Annotated in this window: 1 protein-coding gene; it reads right to left on the bottom strand. The window is 69.5% G+C overall.

Annotation, left to right across the window (positions count from 1 at the left end):
- Positions 1-724: iron ABC transporter permease (locus tag ENZ75_RS33415; RefSeq protein ID WP_164888257.1), on the bottom strand; the 724-nt coding region annotated here is incomplete at both ends.

Here is a 724-nt window from a genome sequence, read left to right as displayed (position 1 = left end):
CGCCGGCAGCAGATAGCGATTGTCCGGACCAATCAGCAGGCGCAGCAGATGCGGCACCACGATGCCGACGAAGCCGATGCCGCCGCTGACGGCGACGGATGCGCCGACCGCGGCGGAGACGCCGACGATGGCCGTGTATTTCAGCCGCTGCACCGGAATGCCGAGATGGCCGGCGGTCGCCTCGCCAAGCGCCAGCGCGTTGAGGCCGCGTGCCAGGAACGGCATCGCCGCCAGCGCCAGGACGATGATCGGCCCTACCGACGCGATCTTCGCCCAGGTCGCACCACCGAGCGATCCGAGTTGCCAGAAGGTCAGGTCGCGCAACTGGCGATCGTCGGCCATGAAGATAAGGATGCCGGTCAGCGCCATGGCGAGCGCCGCCAGCGCGATGCCCGCGAGCAGCATTGTGGCAACCGAGGTTTGCCCCCGCCGCGTCGCGACCTGATAGAGCATCAGCGTGGTGGCGAGCCCGCCACAGAAGGCCGCCAGCGGCAGGGCAAGCGTGCCGAGCAAGACTGTCACCGGAGCCAATATCGTCGCGCCGAGCACGATGACGGCAACCGCGCCGAGGCTGGAGCCGGCCGAGACGCCGATCAGGCCGGGGTCCGCCAGCGGATTGCGGAACAGCCCCTGCATGACCGCGCCGGAGACGGCGAGCGCCGCGCCGACCAGCATGCCGAGGATGACGCGCGGCAGGCGGATGTCATAGACGATCAGGCTGTCG

It is taken from the genome of Mesorhizobium sp. M7A.F.Ca.CA.002.04.1.1, assembly GCF_004022805.1.
GTDB classification, from domain to species: domain Bacteria; phylum Pseudomonadota; class Alphaproteobacteria; order Rhizobiales; family Rhizobiaceae; genus Mesorhizobium; species Mesorhizobium ciceri.
The sequence above is the reverse complement of the archived record's forward strand: the minus strand, read 5'-3'. Positions and strand labels throughout refer to the sequence as shown.